The organism is Apibacter sp. HY039, from assembly GCF_004023655.1.
GTDB lineage: Bacteria > Bacteroidota > Bacteroidia > Flavobacteriales > Weeksellaceae > Apibacter > Apibacter raozihei.
In genome coordinates, this window is sequence record NZ_SAYM01000014.1 from 1 (window position 1) to 3594 (window position 3594).

3 protein-coding genes are annotated in these 3594 nt (G+C 27.9%); all 3 read left to right on the plus strand.

Annotation, left to right across the window (positions count from 1 at the left end; genetic code table 11):
• Window positions 1-150: 150 nt before the first annotated feature.
• Window positions 151-1419, plus strand: a complete 1269-nt coding sequence (locus tag EQ921_RS14670; protein WP_128332200.1) for a hypothetical protein — start codon at window positions 151-153, stop codon at window positions 1417-1419.
• A 184-nt stretch (window positions 1420-1603) separates the two neighbouring features.
• Entirely contained in the window at window positions 1604-1960 is a 357-nt protein-coding gene (locus tag EQ921_RS14675) for a hypothetical protein (RefSeq protein ID WP_128332201.1), read from the plus strand.
• A 9-nt stretch (window positions 1961-1969) separates the two neighbouring features.
• Window positions 1970-3232 carry a hypothetical protein gene (locus EQ921_RS14680; RefSeq protein WP_128332202.1) on the plus strand — a complete coding sequence of 421 codons (1263 nt, stop codon included), beginning with the start codon at window positions 1970-1972 and terminating at the stop codon, window positions 3230-3232.
• Window positions 3233-3594: the final 362 nt, after the last annotated feature.

Sequence of the window (3594 nt, forward strand, 5' to 3'; positions counted from 1 at the left end):
AAAAACACAAGATACCAATAAAGGGGAAAGTTCAAGATAAAATAAAAGTATGAAAACAAAATTAGTACTCATAAGCACAATCACTACTTTTTCATTAACCAATTGTCAGGAAAAAAAAGTAGACAGACCGATTAAGAAAATTATGTAAAAATGAAAAGGATAATATATACAATATTCTTTATAGGAAATATACTTACAATTTCATGTCAGGAAAATAAGAAGAATGTACAACCTAAAAATGAACTAGAAGATAAAAATACAGATACAAAGAATTTAAATAATTCAAAAAATATGTTAGATTTAGCTGATATTAAAAAGCATATTGAGTTACAAAAAAGAATTGAAACAGATGAAGAAGAATTTGATAATCCATACGAATATACTGAAAAGGATTTAGAATTAGCTTTAAAAATTATTCATATTGGTTTATTGAATAGTGGATATGATAATATATCAGATGCTGACTTTAAAGATAAAATGAGAAAAATATTTAATTATGAGATAAATTATAATGTTAATTGTTCTCGTAATTGGTATTATTTAAATGATAATAGATATAAATATATATTATATGGGTTTTCGTATAGATTAGATAATAAAATAATAAATGCTGAGGATCTTAAATTTGGTTCCTTTAATGATGTAGGAAATTATTTTTTTAGTAAAGAATTTCATTTTATGACAATTTTACCATATTTAAAAAATTTAATTCAGATTAATTCTGATGATAGCTATAAAATAAAAATTCCTTATGAAATAATCTCTCGCAATAAATATTTATTTAATGATGATCAGAGTCAGTTTGCCTGGTTAATTAACAATGATGAATATTTTATGAGGAGCTTAGTGACAACCTTTGGCTATACAGAAGATAAAAAATTACTCAAATGGGTGATTGAAAATACAAATTTACCATACTTTGATAAGAATGCCAAAACAGAAAATTTAAAGGATTTAAGTAAACTATTATGGACAAAAGATTGTAATGGAAACATACGAGTTCATCAGAATACTTTAGATTTAATAAAGGAATTATCTACACCAGATGATAATCTTTATATTAAATATATAGCAGAGTATATATCTAATTATATGGTATCTTTTCCATTTAAAGAAGAAGAATTAACTATTGAACAACAAGCCAAGATAGCAGCATATATCTTATATTGGGGAGAGCAATATAAATACGATAAACAATATAATTATAATCAAATGTTTATGACCAGATTCTACAATTATAATTATCAAAAAGATTTATACGAAAAAGAGTTTATAAAGAATAACTATTACGGCTTACCCAAATTTAAAGAATGGTATGAAGCCGCCAAAAAAGAAAAAGACTACTTTAATGGAGGCAAAGGAATGGAAGATGATCCCCAACCCACAGATTATGAATCAAGAGCTAAATATATAAAGTAAATTATTTTATCATAAAGACGGAGCAGGGAACTCTAACTATGCAAGTGATACCGCTTGGTGTGCATCTTTTGTATGCTGGGTACTAGAAAACTCAACTCCCAAATATAATTCACCGCATTCAGCTGGTTCCAGATCTTTTCTAACCCATAATTCTGTAGAGCGTTGTGAAGTATTTTATGGAGCTATGGCTGTATTTTCCGATTGTGATTCTACGGGAACCAATATAAAATTATCGGGACATGTAACCCTTGTATATGGTAAATTATTGGATAAAAATACGTACATAGGTTTAGGTGGTAACCAGGGGGATATGATTACTCTATCTCCTAATTATAAATATGATGGAAAGCCTTTCTATTCCTACACTGAAAAAGGAGTCAAAGTTTATAAAAAATTTAGAGGATTTTACAAGCCTAAAGGATATCTAATTAAAGAAGAAGATAAATTAAATGCCAATGATGAATATGCAACTATAAAAGATGCCAATGCTAAATTAAAACAAAAAACACAAGATACCAGTAAAGGAGAAAGTTCAAGATAAAATAAAAGTATGAAAACAAAATTAGTACTCATAAGCACAATCACTATTTTTTCATTAACCAATTGTCAGGAAAAAATAATAGATAGACCAAATAATGAAAAAACAACAGAGAAAAAAATGGAAACATCTGAAATAAAGAATATACTGATTAAACAAATTGAAACAGGTTCTAGTGCTGAATATTGGGGAGATGATTACGGTAAGGAAGATTTAGATGCGTTAGTATCAATAGAAGATACTATTTTAAAAAATAACGGATATAAAACTCCAGAAAAAGATATTTTCAATCAAAAAATTAAAACTATGTTTGGGAGGATTATTGATAATAACTCCTCAAATCAATATTTGAAAATTGATACTTATTTATATACAAAATGTGATAAGGAATTAAATTTTTATCCATATACGGTAGATGCACAATATTTATATGTAGATAAAAAAAATAATTTTATTACTTTTTTTTATGCGCTTCCTCAAATTTTAGATTATCTAAAAATTTATCCTGATGTTCTGAAATATGAAGAAAAACCGCACACAATCAATACTGCTGATGGTGATGTAATGATATTAAGATGGAAAGATGTAAGAGATTTACCTAAACAAAGAAAATTCAATCAACGATTACTTATTTCCCGCAATAAATATTTATTTAACGATGATCAGAGTCAGTTTGCCTGGCTAATCAATAATGATAAATATTTTATGAGGAGCTTAGTAACCACCTTTGGCTATACAGAAGATAAAAAATTACTTAAATGGGTAATTGAAAATACAGAATTACCTTTATTTTATAAGTATGCAAAAAGTGAAATTTTAGATAATTTAGGCAGGCTTCTTTGGACAAAAGATTGTAATGGAAACATAAGAGTACATCAAAATACCTTAGACATACTTAAAGAATTATCACCACCTGAAAATAACTTAAATATAATGTATGTAGCAGAATATTTAACTAACAGTCTAGAAGAAAACCAAGATTTGAATGATTCGCAAAAAGCCAAAATTGCAGCTTATTTATTGTATTGGGGAGAACAATTTAAATACGATAAACGATATGATTTAAATCAAATGTTTATGGGGCATTATTATCATTACATGGATGACGGAACTTACGAAAAAGAGTTTATAAAGAATAACTATTACGGCTTACCCAAATTTAAAGAATGGTATGAAGCCGCCAAAAAAGAAAAAGATTGTTTTAATGGAGGAGCGCATTTGGAAGATGATCCCCAACCCTTAGATTATGAATCAAGAGCTAAATATATAAAGTAAATTATTTTATCATAAAAACGGTGCAGGGACCTCTAACTATGCAAGTGATACCGCTTGGTGTGCATCTTTTGTATGCTGGGTATTAGAAAATTCAACCCCGAAATTTGATTCACCGCATTCAGCTGGTTCCAGATCTTTTCTAACCCATAATTTCGTAGAGCGTTGTGAAGTATTTTATGGAGCTATGGCTGTATTTTCCGATTGTGATTCTACGGGAATCAATATAAAATTATAGGGACATGTAACCTTTGTATTTGGTAAATTATTGGATAAAAATACGTACATAGGTTTAGGTGGTAACCAGGGGGATATGATTACTTTATCTCCTAATTATCAATTTCATGGTAAAGCTTTTCCAATGA

Excerpts from the sequence above, each read along its gene's own strand:
- EQ921_RS14670 (WP_128332200.1), top strand. The coding sequence starts at position 151 with ATGAAAAGGATAATATATACAATATTCTTTATAGGAAATATACTTACA.
- EQ921_RS14680 (WP_128332202.1), top strand. The coding sequence starts at position 1,970 with ATGAAAACAAAATTAGTACTCATAAGCACAATCACTATTTTTTCATTA.
- EQ921_RS14675 (WP_128332201.1), top strand. The coding sequence starts at position 1,604 with ATGGCTGTATTTTCCGATTGTGATTCTACGGGAACCAATATAAAATTA.